Origin of the sequence: Staphylococcus sp. ZWU0021, from assembly GCF_000798895.1 — a bacterium.
GTDB lineage: Bacteria > Bacillota > Bacilli > Staphylococcales > Staphylococcaceae > Staphylococcus > Staphylococcus saprophyticus.
In genome coordinates, this window is record NZ_JTLN01000027.1 from 168,683 (window position 1) to 188,214 (window position 19,532).

General features: G+C 33.5%; 15 protein-coding genes and 2 pseudogenes. 16 read left to right on the forward strand and 1 reads right to left on the reverse strand.

Annotated elements, in window-relative coordinates:
* Window positions 1–107 precede the first annotated feature (107 nt).
* From rnjB to rny, 13 genes and pseudogenes are all read left to right on the forward strand, one after another.
* The gene (gene rnjB, locus L987_RS06245) at window positions 108–1,781 is read left to right on the forward strand and encodes a ribonuclease J2 (protein WP_011303250.1); all 1,674 of its coding nucleotides are present in this window, start codon (window positions 108–110) and stop codon (window positions 1,779–1,781) included.
* A gap of 301 nt (window positions 1,782–2,082) precedes the next feature.
* Window positions 2,083–2,959: pseudogene (locus L987_RS14390) on the forward strand (cell division protein FtsK); the annotation flags it as partial.
* A 110-nt stretch (window positions 2,960–3,069) separates the two neighbouring features.
* A pseudogene (locus L987_RS14395) lies at window positions 3,070–4,533 on the forward strand (DNA translocase FtsK); the annotation flags it as partial.
* A gap of 2 nt (window positions 4,534–4,535) precedes the next feature.
* A complete protein-coding gene (locus L987_RS06255) occupies window positions 4,536–5,249 on the forward strand; it encodes a GntR family transcriptional regulator (RefSeq protein WP_011303248.1) in 714 nt (237 codons plus the stop codon).
* Between the two features lie 31 nt (window positions 5,250–5,280).
* A complete protein-coding gene (gene yfmF, locus L987_RS06260; protein ID WP_231558582.1) occupies window positions 5,281–6,549 on the forward strand; it encodes an EF-P 5-aminopentanol modification-associated protein YfmF in 1,269 nt (422 codons plus the stop codon).
* Window positions 6,549–7,841, forward strand: coding sequence for an EF-P 5-aminopentanol modification-associated protein YfmH (gene yfmH / locus L987_RS06265; protein WP_047503636.1), 1,293 nt, complete (start codon window positions 6,549–6,551; stop codon window positions 7,839–7,841). The genes yfmF and yfmH overlap by 1 nt, the downstream gene beginning before the upstream one ends.
* A gap of 2 nt (window positions 7,842–7,843) precedes the next feature.
* Window positions 7,844–8,548, forward strand: coding sequence for an elongation factor P 5-aminopentanone reductase (gene ymfI, locus L987_RS06270; RefSeq protein ID WP_047503638.1), 705 nt, complete (start codon window positions 7,844–7,846; stop codon window positions 8,546–8,548).
* A gap of 341 nt (window positions 8,549–8,889) precedes the next feature.
* Window positions 8,890–9,720, forward strand: coding sequence for a DUF3388 domain-containing protein (locus L987_RS06275; protein ID WP_002483440.1), 831 nt, complete (start codon window positions 8,890–8,892; stop codon window positions 9,718–9,720).
* A 32-nt stretch (window positions 9,721–9,752) separates the two neighbouring features.
* Window positions 9,753–10,145, forward strand: coding sequence for a helix-turn-helix domain-containing protein (locus tag L987_RS06280; protein ID WP_011303244.1), 393 nt, complete (start codon window positions 9,753–9,755; stop codon window positions 10,143–10,145).
* A 50-nt stretch (window positions 10,146–10,195) separates the two neighbouring features.
* Complete coding sequence (gene pgsA / locus L987_RS06285; protein ID WP_011303243.1) at window positions 10,196–10,777, forward strand: CDP-diacylglycerol--glycerol-3-phosphate 3-phosphatidyltransferase; 582 nt, start codon at window positions 10,196–10,198, stop codon at window positions 10,775–10,777.
* Window positions 10,778–11,006: 229 nt separating this feature from the next.
* Entirely contained in the window at window positions 11,007–12,149 is a 1,143-nt protein-coding gene (locus tag L987_RS06290) for a CinA family nicotinamide mononucleotide deamidase-related protein (RefSeq protein ID WP_011303242.1), read from the forward strand.
* Between the two features lie 175 nt (window positions 12,150–12,324).
* Window positions 12,325–13,374, forward strand: coding sequence for a recombinase RecA (recA, locus tag L987_RS06295; protein ID WP_002483436.1), 1,050 nt, complete (start codon window positions 12,325–12,327; stop codon window positions 13,372–13,374).
* A 376-nt stretch (window positions 13,375–13,750) separates the two neighbouring features.
* Window positions 13,751–15,310, forward strand: coding sequence for a ribonuclease Y (rny, locus tag L987_RS06300; protein ID WP_011303241.1), 1,560 nt, complete (start codon window positions 13,751–13,753; stop codon window positions 15,308–15,310).
* Between the two features lie 281 nt (window positions 15,311–15,591).
* On the opposite strand, the gene L987_RS06305 is transcribed toward rny, so the two are convergent.
* On the reverse strand, window positions 15,592–15,807 hold the full coding sequence (locus L987_RS06305; protein WP_002483434.1) for a hypothetical protein: 216 nt from the start codon (window positions 15,805–15,807) through the stop codon (window positions 15,592–15,594).
* Between the two features lie 162 nt (window positions 15,808–15,969).
* Between L987_RS06305 and L987_RS06310 the strand changes: the two genes are divergently transcribed.
* The 3 genes from L987_RS06310 to L987_RS06320 all read left to right on the forward strand — a co-directional run bounded on the left by L987_RS06310 (window position 15,970) and on the right by L987_RS06320 (window position 19,500).
* A complete protein-coding gene (locus L987_RS06310; protein ID WP_002483433.1) occupies window positions 15,970–16,758 on the forward strand; it encodes a TIGR00282 family metallophosphoesterase in 789 nt (262 codons plus the stop codon).
* A 114-nt stretch (window positions 16,759–16,872) separates the two neighbouring features.
* Complete coding sequence (locus L987_RS06315; RefSeq protein WP_011303240.1) at window positions 16,873–18,633, forward strand: 2-oxoacid:acceptor oxidoreductase subunit alpha; 1,761 nt, start codon at window positions 16,873–16,875, stop codon at window positions 18,631–18,633.
* Window positions 18,634–19,500, forward strand: coding sequence for a 2-oxoacid:ferredoxin oxidoreductase subunit beta (locus tag L987_RS06320; protein WP_002483431.1), 867 nt, complete (start codon window positions 18,634–18,636; stop codon window positions 19,498–19,500).
* Window positions 19,501–19,532 lie beyond the last annotated feature (32 nt).

Below are 19,532 nucleotides of genomic sequence, written 5' to 3' on the forward strand. Positions count from 1 at the left end.
TAAACTATTTGTTGTAATTACTTTAATAGTGTACATAAAGCGCATTTTAACTTATAATAAATTATGAGTTTATATATGGACGGGGAAATTAAATAGGAGGTAACATTTTGAGTTTAATAAAGAAAAAAAATAAAAACATTCGTATCATTCCACTCGGCGGAGTTGGAGAAATTGCGAAAAATATGTATATCGTCGAAGTGGACGATGAAATGTTTATGCTTGATGCTGGTTTAATGTTCCCAGAAGACGAAATGCTGGGCGTAGATATTGTTATTCCAGATATTCAATACGTAATAGAAAATAAAGAAAAATTAAAAGGGATCTTTCTAACGCATGGACACGAACATGCTATTGGTGCTGTAACGTATGTGTTAGAACAAGTTGATGCTCCGGTATACGGTTCGAAATTGACGATTGCTTTAATTAAAGAGAATATGAAAGCACGCAATGTTAATAAAAAAGTTAGATACTACACAGTGAATAATGAATCAGTGATGCGTTTTAAAGGGGTAAATGTCACTTTCTTTAATACGACGCACAGTATTCCAGATAGTTTAGGTATTTGTATCCATACTTCTTATGGCGCAATTGTTTATACGGGTGAATTTAAATTCGACCAAAGTTTACATGGACATTATGCACCAGATTTGAAGAAAATGACTGAGATAGGCGAAGCGGGGGTGTTTGCTTTAATTAGTGATTCGACTGAAGCTGAAAAGCCAGGTTATAATACACCAGAAAATGTGATCGAATCACATATGTACGATGCATTTACAAAAGTGAAGGGCAGATTAATTGTATCTTGTTATGCTTCTAATTTTATAAGAATTCAACAAGTATTAAATCTTGCGCAAAGATTAAATAGAAAAGTGTCATTCTTAGGACGTTCACTTGAAAGCTCATTTAACATTGCTAGAAAAATGGGATATTTTGATATTTCAAAAGATTTATTAATTCCAATCAATGAAGTTGAAAATTATCCTAAGAATGAAGTGATTATCATAGCCACTGGTATGCAAGGTGAACCTGTTGAAGCGCTTAGTCAAATGGCTCAGAAAAAGCATAAGATAATGAATATCGAACCAGGGGACTCTGTCTTTTTAACTATTACAGCTTCTGCCAATATGGAAGTGATAGTAGGTAATACTTTAAATGAATTAGTACGTGCAGGTGCTGAAATTATACCAAATAGTAAAAAAATTCATGCTTCTAGTCATGGTTGCATGGAAGAGTTGAAGATGATGATTAACATAATGAAACCAGAATACTTTATACCAGTAAATGGTGAATTTAAAATGCAAATTTCTCATGCTAAATTAGCTAATGAAGCAGGTGTACAACCTGAAAAAATCTTCCTTGTAGAAAAAGGCGATGTTGTTAACTACGATGGTGAAGAAATGATTTTAAATGAAAAAGTAAATTCTGGAAATGTACTTATTGATGGTATCGGTGTAGGAGATGTCGGTAATATCGTATTAAGGGATCGTCATTTATTAGCGGAAGACGGTATATTTATTGCTGTGGTTACGCTTGATCCAAAAAATAGAAGAATAGCGGCAGGTCCAGAAATTCAATCAAGAGGTTTCGTTTATGTAAGAGAAAGTGAAGCACTTTTAAATGAAGCTGAAGAAAAAGTCCGTGAAATTGTCGAATTAGGTTTACAAGAGAAACGCATTGAATGGTCTGAAATTAAACAGAGTATGCGTGATCAAATTAGTAAATTATTATTTGAAAATACGAAACGTCGTCCGATGATTATTCCAGTTATTTCTGAAATTTAATAATTTCAATACTAAACAAAGAGGTTAAGACATACGCTTAGGTAAATATATTTAAAAGTAGATTAAGGTGACATGTTAAGCAATTTTGCCATAAATCCAACCTTTAAATGCACTAAGAGCGAAAAAATGTCTTACCTCTTTTATGTTATTATGTAAGAATGCGAAACTTTATTTATACATAAATATTAATAACTATGAGAAACTTGCATATATTTTAAACGAAAATGTTATATCACATATGTAGGAATTGAACATATGATGACGCATATTTGAAAACTGAGTCGAAAAGAAGGTGTTAAATTTGGCACAAACGAAAAAAAGATCAACAGCTAAGCGAAAACCTACAAATACAAGAAGAAAGACATCGAATAAGAAGAAACAACAAGGTGATCATCCCTTAAGATATATATTGGCAATTGCAATTTTTGTCATCATCGTCTTAGGTGCTTTTCAACTTGGTATAGTGGGAACAATGATTGATAGTTTCTTTAATTATTTATTTGGTAACAGTAGATTTTTAACTTATATACTTATTTTGATTGGAACTATATTCATTACATATTATAAAGCATTACCTAAAACGAGACGTACAGTGGGTGCCTTCGTATTACAATTAGCTTTATTGCTAGTTACACATATTGTTTTTTATTTTACAAACAAGGTACAAGCGCAACGGGAACCAGTATTGTCATTTGTATATAGTTCATATAAACATACGAATTTTCCGAATTTTGGCGGAGGACTCTTAGGTCATTATTTATTATCGATATCTATACCGCTTATTTCAATTGTAGGTATTATTATTGTCACAATTTTACTTATAGCTTCAAGTATTATTTTACTTTTAAAACAAAAGCACCGAGATGTATCTAAAATATTATTTGAAAAGTTAAAAGTTAAAAGTCAGGATGCTTCAGAAAATTATAAAGAAAAGCGCAAACAAAATAAAATCAAAAAAGAAGCGAATGCACGCGTAAAAGCTGAGAAGAAAGCTGAGCGTGAGAAACAACAACTAGAAGCGAGTGAGCAACAAGACATTAAAGATGTTAGCGAGCTAGAAGAAGTACCAAACGAAACAAGTAACCAACAATTATCTATCCCTATATACGGACATAGTGAAAATGATGAAGAATCTACAAATCAAAGTCCAAATACTAAAAAACAACGTACTAAACGCATGTACAATCATGAAGCGGATAATGTTCAACATACAGAGCATGATACAAATGATGCGGATTTGGCTTCATTAGATCAATCTATGGATGCTACTGAAGAAACTGAAGATAGTCAAAGCGATGCGGTTAACTCGATTTCAGAAGCTGGAGAAGTGGAAAACGAGGCATACACGATTCCACCACTCTCATTACTTAAGCAACCAGCGAAACAAAAAGCAACTTCAAAAGCAGAAGTTCAGAAAAAGGGGCAACTGCTAGAAACAACACTTAAAAATTTTGGTGTAGATGCTAGAGTGACACAAATAAAAATCGGTCCTGCGGTAACACAATATGAAATTCAACCTGCACAAGGTGTTAAAGTAAGTAAAATTGTAAACTTGCACAATGATATCGCACTTGCACTTGCAGCTAAGGATATTCGTATTGAAGCACCTATTCCAGGACGTTCTGCAGTGGGTATTGAAGTACCAAATGACAAAATTTCACTTGTATCACTTAAAGAAGTATTAGATGAGAAGTTCCCTGCAAAAAATAAATTAGAAGTAGGATTAGGAAGAGATATCTCAGGTGATCCTATAACAGTTGAATTAAATAAAATGCCTCATTTACTTGTTGCTGGATCTACAGGTAGTGGTAAATCCGTATGTATCAATGGTATTATCACTAGTATTTTACTTAATGCAAAGCCGCATGAAGTAAAACTTATGTTAATTGATCCGAAAATGGTAGAATTGAATGTATATAATGGGATTCCCCATTTATTGATACCGGTAGTTACAAATCCTCATAAGGCATCTCAAGCTTTAGAAAAAGTTGTGGCCGAAATGGAGCGTCGTTATGATTTATTCCAACATTCATCTACAAGAAATATAGAAGGTTACAACGAAGCGATTAGAAGACAAAATCTTGAGCTAGATGAAAAACAAGCTGAACTACCTTATATCGTGGTTATTGTGGATGAATTAGCTGATTTAATGATGGTTGCTGGTAAAGAAGTAGAAAATGCAATTCAAAGAATTACTCAAATGGCTCGTGCAGCAGGCATTCATTTAATCATTGCAACACAACGTCCTTCTGTGGATGTGATTACTGGTTTAATCAAAAATAACATTCCAAGTAGAATTGCTTTTGCTGTTAGTTCACAAACGGATTCTAGAACGATTATTGATAGCGGTGGCGCAGACAAGCTATTAGGAAAAGGTGACATGCTATATGTTGCAAATGGTGGTTCTACAAGAACGCGTGTGCAGGGTGCATTTTTAAGCGATCAAGAAGTGCAAGACATTGTTAATTATGTAGTAGAACAGCAAAAAGCGAATTATGTTAAAGAAATGGAACCAGACGCACCAGTAGAAAAATCAGAAATGAAGAGTGAAGATACGCTTTATGATGAAGCATATTTATTTGTCATTGAACAACAAAAAGCGAGTACTTCTTTATTACAAAGACAATTTAGAATTGGTTATAATCGCGCTTCCAGATTAATGGACGATTTAGAACGAAATCAAGTTATTGGACCACAAAAAGGAAGTAAACCTAGACAAATATTAGTGGATTTAGATAGTGATGAGGTGTAAAAATGGAACTGACTTCTGTTTATAAAGTTAAAGAGTGGATGATACAACAAATCAAAGATGGCAAATTACAACATGGTGAACCATTACCAAGTAATTTAGCAATAGCTAGAACATTAAATGTAAAGACAGATGATGTCTATGATGCAGTAGATGAATTAATCACTGAACAAGTTTTATCAAATAATTTAGAAGAAGGTGCACGTGTTAAATCACTGCACCCATTCTATTATCCTTTAGGAGAAGTTGTAAGTATAAGTAGAATGATTGAAGATCAGGGTTATAGTGCTGGGACAGAATATATTAGTTTTGATGAAAAACCAGCGACCTCATTAGATTCAAAACGATTAAATATTGCAGATAAGGCAAACGTTACAATTATAGAACGTGTCAGAACGGCAAATAAGAAACCCGTAGTATATTGTTTAGATAAAGTGCCTGCGAGTGACTTAACATGCGCACAATATCAAAATAGCGATGAATCGCTACTAGGTGCTATCGAAGCACATACGGGAAAAAAAGTGGCATATGCTGATACTGAAATGGAGGCCATCAGTTATGAGCCGCACATTTCAGACATCTTAGGTGCATCACCACATGAAGGGCTTATGTTATTGAAATTAGTCCATTATGATAAAGATGACCAACCAATACTTTATTCTTTTAATTATTTCAAAAGTAGTTTAGTAAAATTTAAAACGGTTAAAAATAGTTTATAATAAGAAATTTATGAAAGTGAGGCATGACAATTTGAAGAACAAAAATACTCAGAATGACATACATATTAAAGTAATGCCAACTACAAAATTTAAAACGACCACAATAACGTTGAAATTTATGGCTCCCTTAGAAAGTGACACCATGACTGCGCGTTCGATTCTAAGCAAAGTATTAGTTCGAGCAACCAAACAATGGCCTACAGATAAAGCATTCAATAGACATTTATCACATTTATATGGCGCCTATGTGAATAGTTTTGTTTCAAAATTTAAAGATAAGCATGTTATAAGCATTTCATTAGAGTTAATTAATGAACGTTATTTGAAAGACCAAACACCATTATTTGAAAAAGGTGTGGCATTGTTAAAAGAAATTATTTGGAACCCGTTAGTGACTGATCAACAATTTGATGAGGTTTTTGTGTCACAAGAAAAATCTTTATTAGGTAAAAAACTAGAAGCGATGGTTGATAACAAATCGCAGATTTCATTTTTAAATTTATTAAAACATATGTTTGGAGAACATCCTTATAGACATTTGGCTACAGGTCAAATAGAATGCATAAAAAGTGTAACGCCAGAAACTTTATACGATACATATCAATCTATGCTACAAAATGATTACTGTGCAGTTTACGTCGTTGGTAACGTAGATGAAGCACAAGTTAAAACGCAATTGAAAACTTATTTCGATATCAAACCTTTCCACTTTGAATTAACGCAAGACGCACCTATGAAACAAGCACATACATTACCACAAGAAATTGTTGAAGGGGACGATGTAGATCAAGCTAAGTTGAATATGGGCTTTAGAATGCCTGCAAAATATGGCGACGCAGCGTATTTTACAATGGTTGTATTTAATGTAATGTTCGGTGGTGACCCTTCATCTGTATTATTTAATGAAGTCCGTGAAAAACAAAGTTTGGCATATTCAATTCATTCACAAATTGATGCAAAAAATGGCTTCATGTTTGTATTGAGTGGTGTATCCATAGATAAATATGAAGTTGCAAAAGATACAATTATCAAAGAATTTGAAAAGTTCCAAAACGGTCAATTTGAAGAAGATAAGCTAGCATTAGCTAAAAAAGTAATTCTTTCGCAGAGACAAGAATCACATGACAGACCAAAAAGTATGATAGAAATTTTAAACAACAATATCTTATTAGATGAGCCTATGTCAGAAGAAAGTTATTTTGAAGGTATCCAAAGTGTTACAAAATCAGATGTGCAACAATTAGCGCAAGCGGTTGTGCTTGATACCATTTATATTCTGACAAAAGGAGGTAATGACTAATGCGAGAAAATTATTATGAACAAATAGATGAACGTGTATTTGAAGCAGAATTAAATAATGGATTGAAATTATTTATCATCCCCAAAAAAGGGTTCCAAAAAACATTTGTGACGTATACTACAAAGTTCGGCTCGTTAGATAATAAATTTAAGCCACATGGTAGTGATACTTTTGTCACTGTTCCAGATGGTGTAGCGCATTTCTTAGAACATAAATTGTTTGAAAACGATGATGATAGTGAAGATTTATTTACGGCATTTGCTGAAGATAATGCACAAGTCAATGCATTCACTAGTTTTGATCGTACAAGTTATCTATTTAGTGCAACAGATCATGTGGAGCGTAATATTAAACGCTTATTAACAATGGTTGAGTCACCTTATTTCACTAAAGAAACAGTAGATAAAGAAAAAGGCATCATAGCTGAAGAAATTAAAATGTACCAAGAACAGCCTGGTTACAAATTAATGTTTAATACATTGAAAGCTATGTATGATACACATCCTATTCGTGTGGATATTGCAGGCAGTGTAGAGAGTATTTATGAGATTACTAAAGATGATCTTTATTTATGTTATGAGACATTTTATCATCCATCGAATATGGTACTCTTTGTTGTCGGCGATGTAGATGTAGCAAATATTTATGATGTCGTGGCAACGCATGAAAATCAACGCGATAAAGAAGCACAACCGCAAATAGTTAGAGATCCATTGATAGAAAAAGCAACTGTAAATGAATCCAAAGTGACTGAAACTATGAAATTGCAATCACCTCGATTGATGTTAGGCTTTAAAAACAATCCGTTAGTTGATGAACCCGACGCATCTTTTGTAAAGAGAGATTTAGAGATGACACTTTTCTATGAAATGTTATTTGGTGAAGAAACAGATTTTTATCAATCTTTACTTAACGAAGATCTAATTGATGAGACATTTGGATATCAATTTGTATTAGAACCGACATATAGTTTCTCAGTAATTACGAGCGCAACACAGTATCCTGATAAATTAAAAGCGTTACTTTTAACAGAAATTGAAAACAACCAAGGACAACTGAATGATGAAGAAGCATTTAGTTTACTAAAAAAACAATTCATAGGTGAATTTATTTCAGGGTTAAATTCTCCGGAATACATAGCGAACCAATATACGAAATTATATTTTGAAGGCGTAAGTTTATTCGATTTATTGGAAATTGTTGAAAGCATCACTTTAGAGAGTGTAAACGAAACTTCAAAAATGTGCTTGAACCTAGAGCAAGTTGTTGATAGTCGTTTGGAGATGAAATAAAAATGAAGGCATTAGTGATGGGTGGTTCTGGTAGTATAGGTACAGCTATCGTTGATCGTCTATTGTATGACGGTTATGAAGTTATCATTCAGTATAATCAGGCTAATGTTGATACACTGCAGTCGCAATATAAAAGTCAGCCTGTACAATTCATACAAATAGATTTAATGCAGGACATCGATTTTGCGGATTACTTTGATTTTATTACTAATTTGGATTGCCTTATTTATGCGAGTGGCACTGCATTATATGGACAAATACAAGATATGACTGACGAAATGATTGATTTAGCTTATCAAATTCACGTAAAACAATTCATACGTGTTTGTAGGTATTTTGTTGATCAACTAAGACAAAGTCAGAATGGTAGGATTGTTGTTATTTCATCTATTTGGGGTGAAACAGGTGCAAGTATGGAATCAGTTTATTCTGCAATGAAAGGTGCCCAAATTGCTTTTGTAAAAGCATTGAGTCAAGAACTTGCAATGACTTCAGTAACGGTGAACGCTATTGCACCCGGTTTGGTAAGTGGTAATATGGCTAGAGTTTGGAGTGAAGCGGAATTGGCAGCAATTACTGAAGACTTGCCACAACAAAGATTGATAGATCCGACTGAAATTGCTCACACATGTAGTTATCTATGTCATCCTTTTGCGAAAAGTATCACCGGAACAATTCAAAAAGTGAATGGCGCTTGGTACTTGTAAATAATTTAAGTAAACTATAGAAAATAAAACAACTTTGAAACATTCAATGATATAATGTCAGTAAGTATGAGGAAGTAATTTTCTAAAAAGTTTTGTATTACTATTTAACTTAGATGACTGATGAAAGGATTATTATAGCTAAAGTGAAGTAGCACGTTTGTAGTTCATTCTAGTCGTTAGTTGTTCATATGATCTAATAGGATGATTCTTATATTTATGCTCAGCCAATAAAACAAAACGTCAATGATATAATTTATAAAATAATGTTTATTTAAAGTGTATCATTTGCTGTTTATCATAAAAGACAACATATGGTTTATAAACAAAGGGGTGTTTATTTCATGACAGTAGCAACTAAAAAAGAATGGTATTTAGAATATGAGATAACAATGAACCGAGCTGGCCTTTTAGGAGATGTTTCTAGTTTATTAGGTTTGATGGGAATTAGTATTGTGACTATCAATGGTATTGATGAAGGTCGTAGAGGGCTATTAATAAAGTCAGATAGTCTAGATAAAGTGCATAGATTTGAAAATATCGTAACAGAAATAGATGATATATCTATAACAAAATTGCGTAAACCAGAGTTACGTGATCGTTTAGCTGTGAGACATGGAAGATACATAGAACAAGATGCAGATGATAAAAAAACGTTTCGTTTTGAAAGAGATGATTTAGGTTTACTTGTTGATTTTATGGCAGAATTATTTAAAGAGAAAGGCCATAAATTAATTGGTATTAGAGGTATGCCGAGAGTAGGTAAAACTGAATCAATCGTTGCAGGTAGTGTGTGTGCGCACAAGAGATGGTTATTTATCAGTTCAACGTTAATTAAACAGACTGTTCGTAGCTCTTTAATTAAAGGAGAATATGATTCTGATCATGTTTATATTATCGACGGTGCAGTCACAGCGAGAGAGTCTAGTCAAAAACATCAAGAATTAGTTAAAGAAGTTATGAGTTTACCAGCAATAAAAGTAGTCGAACATCCTGACTTGTTCGTTGAAACGAGTGATTATGAAATGAGTGATTTTGACTATATCATCGAATTACGAGAAAATAAAAATCAAGAAATTCAATATGAAGAAATGAAAAAGAAAACAGTTAAAAGTAAAAATAACTTAGATTTTGGTGATGATACGTTTGGTGGCGGATTTGGATTTTTTGAATAAAATATGAATAGTTATTGAGGAGGACTAACATTTTGAATTTAGTTGGTCAAACTTTAAAAGGACGTCGAGAACGTTTAGGTATGACACTAAACGAACTTGAAACGCGTACCCAAATAAAAAGAGAAACACTTACACTGATTGAGAATAATGATTTTGAATCGTTGAAAAATGTAAATTATGCAGAAGGTTTTATTAGGAAATATGCAAAAGCAGTGAATATCGACTCAGTACAGTTAATTGAGGCGCATAGAGAAGAAATTCCTAGTAATGATGAATCGCTTCAAAATGCAATAACTGCTTTTTCAAAAGAAGATAAACCGACTTATCGAACTAAAAATAAAGAACCATTGCAAGTGGCCGTTGTAATAAGTATATTTGTTATTATTACAGCACTTTTATGGATTTTTTCAGTATTAATTTTTTAATCTGTAAGTCCAAGTACGTCATAAGTTATAAATAGAAAAGAGGACTTTGTATGAATATACCGAATTGGATAACTGTATTTAGAGTTATACTCATTCCAATCTTCCTATTGTTTGCTCTAGCGAATTTTGGATTTGGTAAAATTTCATTTATCGGTGGTAATGAAATTAGAATAGAATTATTAATTAGTGGCATTATTTTTATCGTCGCATCATTAAGTGACTTTGTAGATGGTTACTTAGCGCGTAAATGGGAACTTGTAACAAACATGGGTAAATTTTTAGATCCATTAGCAGATAAATTACTAGTATCAAGTGCTTTGATTGCGCTCGTACAAGTAGATTTAACCAATTCTGTAGTTGCAATTATTATTATTGCTCGAGAATTTGCTGTTACGGGATTACGCTTATTACAAATAGAACAAGGTTTTGTTAGTGCTGCAGGTCAGTTAGGTAAAATAAAAACTGCTGTTACTATGGTTGCCCTTGTTTGGATTCTTTTAGGCGATCCATTGTCTAGCTGGATTGGTTTTGAATTAGGACAGGTATTACTATATATCGGTGTATTTTTCACTATCCTATCAGGAATTGAATATTTTTATAAAGGTAGAGATGTGTTTAAGGCAAAATCATAAACACATTAACATCATAACGCTATAAATCGGGGCATGTAGATAATTTGGACATGCTTCGATTTTTTTAATTTTTATAAACAAGTCGTATAGAAGCGCTTTTACATGAACGAATCTTTCGTTATTTATGGTTTTTCATTTTATAATATAGGGAAGTAGAAATATATTGTTAATTAGAAGCTATAAGGAATAAATTATTTACAAAAATGTAAATGTCTCAGGAGGAAACGTTTTGAATATATCTATTATTGCGGTAGGATCAGAATTATTATTAGGACAAATCGCTAATACTAATGGTCAATACTTATCAAAATTATTTAATAGTGCTGGCCATAATGTGGTTGAACATACAGTGATTGGTGATAACCCACAAAGATTAGAGAGAGTAATTAATAAAGCATTAGAAAATTATGATACCGTTATATTAACTGGAGGCTTGGGCCCTACAAAAGATGATTTAACTAAGCATACAGTTGCGAAAGTATTAGATCGAGATTTAGTTATCGATCAAAATGCACTCGACTACATCGAACAATATTTTAATGAACAAAACGTCGAAATGACGCCAAATAACCGTCAACAAGCGTTAGTCATTGAAGGTGCGCATGTCTTGGATAATAAGGTCGGTATGGCCCCAGGAATGCTTGTCCAACAACATGGAAAGCAAATTGCTTTGTTACCAGGTCCACCAAAAGAAATGAAATCGATGGCTAAAGAGGCGTTATTACCTTATTTTATAAATGGTGAAAATACAATATTTTCAGAATTACTTCGCTTTGCGGGTATAGGAGAATCAAAGGTCGAAACAGAATTAATGGATTTAATCGATCAACAAACGAACCCTACGATAGCGCCATTAGCTGGGTCTCACGAAGTCAATGTAAGATTGACAGCAAGTGGTGAGACACAACAAGTATGTGAAACGTTAATAGCGCCGCTTAAAGAAGAAATTTTAGAACGTATCGGTAAATATTATTATGGTTCTGATGATATTGTTATAGAACAAGCATTTATGAATAATATGACAAAAACATTTGCCATTTATGATGGGGTGACAGATGGTATATTATTTTATCGGATGAAAAATTTTGATAATAATCAGTTACTTCAAGGTATGTTATCTCACCACACGCAATTTATAGATGAACGTGATATAATAACATCTCAACTTTCAGTATCTGCTCAGATTGTCAAAGACATGTTTAACACGGAAATAGGTATTTCAGTGATACATCAACATGATACGGTATATTTAGGTATTTTAGAAAATGATGAATTAGCTGTACAATCATTTAAAATGACACAAAGAAGACATTTAATTAAAAGCAGAACTCAAAATTATGTGTTGATTAGATTACTAAATTGGTTTAAATAAATACGAACAGTATACAGAAAACGCGAAAAATAGCACGTGTGTTCTATTTTAGCATTATTGAATTCAAATATTAGCGAACAAATATTCGCAAAATACTTGCGAAATTATCTGAATCAAGGTATAGTGAATATAAGATATTTTTTCGAGAGATAAATCTCATTTAGGAGGTCCAGCATTGGATAACGATCGTCAAAAAGCTTTAGATACGGTAATTAAAAATATGGAGAAATCATTTGGTAAAGGTGCTGTTATGAAATTAGGCGACAACAAAGCGCGCAAAGTTTCGAGTGTATCAAGTGGTTCTGTAACATTAGATAATGCTTTAGGTGTAGGTGGTTACCCTAAAGGAAGAATCGTAGAAATTTATGGTCCAGAAAGTTCTGGTAAAACAACTGTAGCGTTACATGCTATCGCTGAAGTACAAAAAAATGGCGGTGTTGCAGCGTTCATAGATGCTGAGCATGCATTAGATCCTGTTTACGCAGAAGCTTTAGGCGTAGATATACAAAATTTATATTTATCTCAACCTGATCATGGGGAACAAGGTTTAGAAATTGCCGAAGCATTTGTTAGAAGTGGCGCTGTTGATATCGTTGTGGTCGATTCAGTTGCTGCGCTTACACCTAAAGCTGAAATTGAAGGTGAAATGGGAGATACGCACGTTGGTTTGCAAGCACGTCTTATGTCCCAAGCCTTGAGAAAGCTTTCCGGTGCAATTTCAAAATCAAATACAACAGCAGTATTTATCAACCAAATCCGTGAAAAAGTTGGTGTGATGTTCGGTAATCCTGAAGTTACACCAGGTGGACGTGCTTTGAAATTCTATAGCTCTGTTCGTTTAGAAGTGCGCCGTGCGGAACAATTGAAACAAGGTCAAGAAATTGTTGGTAATAGAACAAAAATTAAAGTCGTTAAGAATAAAGTAGCACCACCATTTAGAGTTGCAGAAGTTGATATTATGTATGGTAAAGGTATCTCTAAAGAAGGAGAATTAATTGACCTAGGTGCTGAACATGAAATTGTAAATAAATCAGGGGCTTGGTATTCATACAATGGTGAACGTATGGGACAAGGTAAAGAAAATGTGAAATTATACCTCAAAGAAAACCCTGCTATTCGAGAAGAAATTGATCAAAAATTACGGGAAAAATTAGGTATCTTTGACGGTGACGTTGAAGAAAAAGAAGCTGAAAGTCCTGCTACACTTTTTGATGAGGAAGAATAACTAAAGTTCTGGTTATCAGTAGAGCGTTATAAAATATAATTTGAGTTATTTATTACTAATAACATAATAATAAGCTTAGACATTCAAGCGTGTCTAAGCTTATTTTTTGTATATGAATAAGAATATAAAAATATTATATGAAAATATTTTTCATTTCAAATGTTCTGTGAGTTAAGTAAGCGCAATCGGTAAAGTAAATATTGTGTAAAAGGAACGCTTCAAATATTGAATTAATGTGTATGGAAACCTTGACACTTCTTAGCTGTAAACCGTACAATTACATTGTATGATTCTTTTAGAACTTCATATAATCATATTTAATCATATTGAAATTTGATATACAGAGCAAAATCCTAGATAAAAAGGGGGTGTTTGTGTGAATTTATTAGGCCTCCTACTCATTTTGCTAGGTATTATTCTCGGAGTTGTTGTAGGGTATATTGTTGCCCGAAATTTGTTGCATCAAAAGCAATTACAAGCAGGACAAACTGCCGAAGATATTATCGAACAAGGTAATAAAGAAGCAGAGAATATTAAGAAGGAAAAGCTCCTAGAAGCTAAAGAAGAAAATCAAATCATAAAAGAGCAAAGTGAAATTGAACTTCGTGAAAGACGTGGTGATCTTCAAAAGCAGGAAGCAAGACTTCTACAAAAAGAAGAAAACTTAGAGCGAAAATCTGATCTATTAGATAAAAAAGATGAGATTTTAGAGCAAAAAGAGTCTAAACTTGAAGAACGACAACAACAAGTAGATGCAAAAGAGAGTAGTGTTCAAACATTAATAAATAAGCATGAACAAGAATTAGAACGCATCTCTGGTCTCACTCAAGCAGAAGCTGCACAAGAGCAACTTCAAAGAGTTGAAGATGAATTGTCACAAGATATTGCAATACTTGTTAAGGAAAAAGAGAGAGAAGCAAAAGAAGCAGTCGATAAAAATGCAAAAGAACTATTAGCAACTACTGTTCAAAGGTTAGCTGCAGAGCATACTTCTGAATCTACAGTTTCTGTTGTTAATTTACCGAATGACGAAATGAAAGGTCGAATCATTGGTAGAGAAGGTAGAAATATCAGAACGTTAGAAACGTTAACTGGTATTGACTTAATTATAGATGATACACCAGAAGCCGTAATTCTTTCTGGTTTTGACCCAATTAGACGTGAAATTGCAAGAACTGCATTAGTAAATCTTGTTTCGGATGGTCGAATCCATCCTGGACGAATTGAAGATATGGTAGACAAAGCTCGAAAAGAAGTAGACGACATTATTAGAGATGCAGGGGAACAAGCTACATTTGAAATAAATGTACATAACATGCATCCAGATCTTGTTAAGATCTTAGGTCGTTTACAGTATCGTACTAGCTATGGACAAAATGTATTGAAACATTCTATCGAAGTTGCTCACTTAAGTGGTATGTTAGCAGCAGAATTAGGTGAGGATATTACATTAGCTAAACGTGCTGGCTTACTTCATGATGTTGGTAAAGCTATTGATCACGAAGTAGAAGGTAGCCATGTTGAAATCGGTGTAGAATTAGCGAAAAAATACGCTGAAAATGAAACAGTCATTAATGCAATACATTCCCATCATGGTGATGTTGAACCAACTTCAATTATTTCTATCTTGGTTGCTGCAGCAGATGCACTTTCAGCTGCGAGACCGGGTGCTCGTAAAGAGACTTTAGAAAATTATATTAGAAGATTGGAAAGATTAGAAACACTATCTGAAAGTTATGAAGGTGTTGAGAAAGCATTCGCAATCCAAGCAGGTAGAGAAATTCGAGTTATTGTATCACCAGATACTATCGACGACTTAAAATCACATCGCTTAGCAAGAGATATTAAGAGCCAAATTGAAGATGAACTTCAATATCCAGGTCATATAAAAGTGACAGTTGTTCGTGAGACTAGAGCAATTGAATATGCAAAATAAAAGTTAATTATTAAACGATTAATTTTTGAAATTTAAACAAACTAAACGATATTTCGTTTAGTTTGTTTTTTTTAATATTTTAGAATAAAAGAACATCCGCGACAATTTATTTATGTCGCGGATGTTTCACATTGAGGTTAAAAATAACTGCAATGAAAAGTATTGGTAACAACTCATTAAGATAATGTAGTATATGTCATACTTTTATACAGTTTATCGATACGCTCAATGATGTATATGGATTTAATAATTCAAGTTCATTGTAATTAACATGTTAAAATTTAAGTGAGCTCTAAATCTGCCTGTTGTACTTCTTTAATTATTTCTGCAGTATCATAACAGTTTGTAGAGATATTGGCATACCTTTCAGCTAAACGGTATGCATTGATATATAGCTCCAAACTTTCTTTAGCTATGTCTTCTGCATCTTCACTTTTTGATGGATTTGCTGTAACAACTAAGTCAGCAAAATGTTGTGGATCGATATTAATTGACATGTATTACTTCCAACTCCTATATTTTGAATTAGCTCTTAACTACTATAATCTATACCACTATTTTTATAATTAAAACTTAGCTAATTTAATAAATTTTCATCAGCACCTTTTCATTGTAAATAAATTGAATTAAACTAACACTAAGAGAGGATGAACACGTAAATGAGATTATTATTTATTGGGGATATTGTAGGAAAAGTAGGGCGCGAGGCCATTACAACATATTTATCAAGACTGAAGCAGACATATCGTCCTACAGTTACAATTGTGAATGCTGAAAATGCGGCACATGGTAAAGGCCTGACAGAAAAAATATACAAAGATTTATTAAGAGAAGGCGTAGATTTTATGACGATGGGTAACCACACATATGGTCAGCGTCAAATTTATGATTTTATAGATTCAGCAAATCGTATGGTAAGACCGGCTAACTTTCCAGAAGAAGCGCCAGGCGTAGGTATGCGATTTATTCAAATAAATGAAATTAAGCTAGCTATCATCAACTTGCAAGGTCGTGCTTTTATGCAAGATATTGATGATCCTTTTAAAAAGGCAGATGAGCTTATAAACGAAGCAAAAAAAGAAACGGATTATATATTCGTAGATTTTCACGCTGAAACGACATCTGAAAAAAATGCTATGGGTTGGTATCTTGATGGTAGAGCAAGTGCTGTTGTGGGCACGCACACACATATACAAACTTCGGATGAACGTATATTACCAGGAGGGACAGGTTATATTACGGATGTTGGTATGACAGGTTTTTATGATGGTATATTAGGTATAAATAGACATGAGGTGATTACGCGTTTTATTACAAGTTTGCCACAAAGACATGTTGTGCCAGATGAAGGTCGCAGTGTATTATCGGGCGTGATTATAGATATCAATAAAGAAGGAAGAACAACACACATTGAACGTGTATTAATCAATGACGATCATCCTTTTTAAAATATCGTCCATTAGTATGAATTTAAAAAAGTACCACTCTGTACATAGTAATAGGGTGGTTTATTTTGGTATGATGAACAATGAATTATTATAACCACTAGGAGGCAAGATGATATGAAATCACAAGTATCATGGAAAGTGGGCGGTCAACAAGGCGAAGGTATTGAATCTACTGGGGAAATCTTTGCTACTGCTATGAACCGTAAAGGATACTACTTATATGGATATCGTCATTTTTCAAGTAGAATCATGGGCGGACACACGAATAATAAAATACGCGTATCCACGACACCAGTGCATGCAATTAGTGATGATTTAGATATCTTAATTGCATTTGATCAAGAAACAATCGAATTAAACCATCATGAAATGCGTGAAGACAGCGTAATTATTGCAGATAGTAAAGCAAAGCCAGAGAAACCAGACAACTGTCGTGCTCAATTGATAGACCTACCATTTACTGCAACTGCTAAAGAATTAGGTACTGCATTGATGAAAAATATGGTAGCGATTGGTGCCACTTGTGCTGTTATGGACCTCGATATTTCAGATTTTGAAACATTAATTACAAACATGTTTACTAAAAAAGGTGACAAGGTTGTAGAATTGAATATAGAGGCGTTAAATGAAGGTTATCGTTTAATGAATGAACAGTTAAATAACGTTGATGCTGATTTTATCTTAGATAAAACGGATGGAAAGCCACATCTATATATGATTGGTAACGATGCCATTGGTTTAGGTGCGTTATCAGCAGGATCAAGATTTATGGCGGCTTATCCAATAACACCAGCTTCAGAAATTATGGAATATATGATTGAAAATCTTCCAAAAGTGGGCGGAACAGTTGTACAAACTGAAGATGAGATTGCTGCAGCAAACATGGCAATCGGTTCAAACTATGCAGGTGTACGTGCATTTACTGCTAGTGCGGGACCAGGACTATCGCTAATGATGGAAGCGATTGGTTTATCAGGTATGACAGAAACGCCTTTTGTAGTTATAAATACACAGCGTGGTGGCCCTTCAACAGGATTGCCAACGAAACAAGAGCAATCAGACTTAATGCAAATGATTTACGGTACACATGGTGATATTCCTAAAATTGTAGTCGCGCCTACTGATGCAGAAGATGCATTTTATTTAACTATGGAAGCTTTTAATTTGGCTGAACAATATCAATGTCCAGTCATAGTATTAAGTGATTTACAACTTTCATTAGGTAAACAAACGGTTGAACAATTAGACTATAATAAAATAGAAATCAATCGTGGTGACATGATCCAATCCGATATAGAACGTGAAGAAAATGACAAAACTTACTTTAAACGTTATGCATTAACAGAAAGTGGTGTTTCCCCAAGACCTATTCCTGGGGTAAAAGGCGGCATTCATCATGTTACAGGTGTTGAACATAATGAAGAAGGAAAAACGAGTGAAGCTGCAGATAATAGACAACAGCAAATGGATAAACGTATGCGTAAAACAGAAAACCTATTAATACAAAATCCAGTAGAAGCTGATGTACAACATGAAACAGCAGACATACTATATTTAGGATTTATTTCAACTAAAGGTGCAATTCAAGAGGGTAAATCAAGATTAGAATCACAAAATATTAAGGTTAACCACATACAAATTAGACAATTGCATCCATTCCCTAGTGAAACGATTCAAAAAGAAGTCGACAAAGCTTCAAAAGTCGTTGTAGTTGAACATAATTATCAAGGTCAACTTGCCAATATATTAAAAATGAACGTAAATTTAGGTGATAAATTAGTAAATCAAACGAAATACGATGGCACACCATTTTTACCACATGAAATTGAAGCTAATGGACTTGAGATAGCTAAAGAAATAAAGGAGTTGGTATAAATGGCGACATTTAAAGATTTTAGAAATAATGTAAAACCTAACTGGTGTCCTGGTTGCGGAGATTTTTCAGTACAAGCAGCCATTCAAAAGGCAGCAGCCAATGTTGGTTTAGAACCGGAAGAAGTAGCGATTATTACGGGGATTGGTTGTTCTGGACGTTTATCAGGATACGTAAATTCATATGGCGTTCATGGTATACATGGCCGTTCATTACCATTGGCACAAGGTGTAAAAATGGCTAATAAAGATTTAACGGTTATTGCTTCTGGTGGTGATGGAGATGGTTATGCCATTGGTATGGGTCATACGATTCATGCATTACGTAGAAATATGAATATGACTTACATTGTTATGGATAATCAAATTTATGGCTTAACTAAAGGTCAAACGTCACCTTCTTCAGCTCAAGGATTTATTACTAAATCTACACCAAAAGGAAATATTGAACAAAATGTAGCACCTTTAGAGTTAGCACTTTCATCAGGTGCAACCTTTGTAGCGCAAGGTTTTTCAAGTGACATTAAAGGACTAACAAAAATGATTGAGGACGCAATTAATCATGATGGCTTCTCATTTGTGAATGTATTTTCTCCATGTGTAACATATAACAAAGTGAATACGTATGATTGGTTTAAAGAAAATTTAACAAATATCGATGATATTGAAGATTTTGATATTAAAGATAAGCAAAAAGCCACTCAAAAAGTGTTAGAATATAATTCATTAATAAAAGGTATTGTTTATCAAGATACTGAAACACCTTCATATGAATCACAAATTGAAGAAATGAACGGTACACCTTTAGCTAAACAAGACATTCATATTGATGAAGAACAATTTGAGGCATTAACGAAACAATTTGTATAAAATATTTTTAACTAAATAAGCTAATGAACTGT